The 1,032-nt window shown below is 65.2% G+C and carries 1 protein-coding gene; it reads right to left on the reverse strand.

Annotation, left to right across the window (positions count from 1 at the left end):
* Positions 1-1,031: ACR3 family arsenite efflux transporter (gene arsB / locus C4S70_RS18440; RefSeq protein ID WP_104009522.1), on the reverse strand; the 1,031-nt coding region annotated here is incomplete at its 3' end.
* Position 1,032 lies beyond the last annotated feature (1 nt).

Genomic DNA, 1,032 nt, shown 5'->3' on the forward strand with positions numbered 1-1,032 from the left:
CGGACCGCCGGGCCGCGTTCATACCACGGCTTGGTGGCGTTGACGATCTTCACCACGCTCAGCATCACCGGCACCTCGATCAGCACGCCCACAACGGTGGCCAGCGCCGCGCCCGAGGTGAAGCCGAACAGGCTGATCGCCGTCGCCACCGCCAGTTCGAAGAAGTTCGACGCCCCGATCAGCGCCGAGGGTGCCGCGACGCAATGCGCCTCGCCGCTGGCCCGGTTCAGAAGATAGGCCAGACCCGAGTTGAAATAGACCTGGATCAGAATTGGCACCGCCAGAAGCGCGATGATCATCGGCTGGGCGAGGATCTGTTCGCCCTGAAACCCGAACAGCAACACCAGCGTTGCCAGCAGCGCCACCACCGAAGTCGGCCCGAGCCGATCCAGAAGCGCCTTCAGCGCCACCTCGCCGCCCTTGGCCAGCCGGTTGCGGCGGACCAGCTGCGCGATCACCACCGGCACCACGATATAGAGCGCCACCGACAGCAGGAGCGTCTCCCACGGCACGGTGATCGCGCTGAGGCCCAGCAGGAAGGCCACGATCGGCGCGAAGGCGAAGACCATGATCGTGTCGTTCAGCGCCACCTGTGACAGTGTGAAATGCGGCTCGCCATCCGAGAGGTTCGACCACACGAACACCATTGCCGTGCAGGGCGCGGCGGCCAGGATGATGAGCCCGGCAATGTAGCTGTCGATCTGGTCCTCGGGCAGCAGCGGGCGGAACAGCCAGCCGATGAAGATCCAGGCCAGAAGCGCCATGGAAAACGGCTTGACCGCCCAGTTGACGAACAGCGTCACCCCGACTCCGCGCCAGTGGCCCAGCACCTTGCCCAGCGCGGCAAAGTCGATCTTCAGCAGCATCGGGATGACCATCAGCCAGATCAGAACCGCCACCGGCAGGTTGACGCGGGCGACCTCAAGGCCGCCGATCGCGTGGAAGAAGCCGGGAAACATCTGCCCCAGCACGATCCCCGCCACGATGCACAGCGCAACCCAGAGGGTCAGGTAGCGTTCGAAGGCGTTCATG

The sequence above is a fragment of the Jhaorihella thermophila genome (assembly GCF_900108275.1).
In the GTDB taxonomy this organism is placed as follows: Bacteria; Pseudomonadota; Alphaproteobacteria; order Rhodobacterales; family Rhodobacteraceae; genus Jhaorihella; species Jhaorihella thermophila.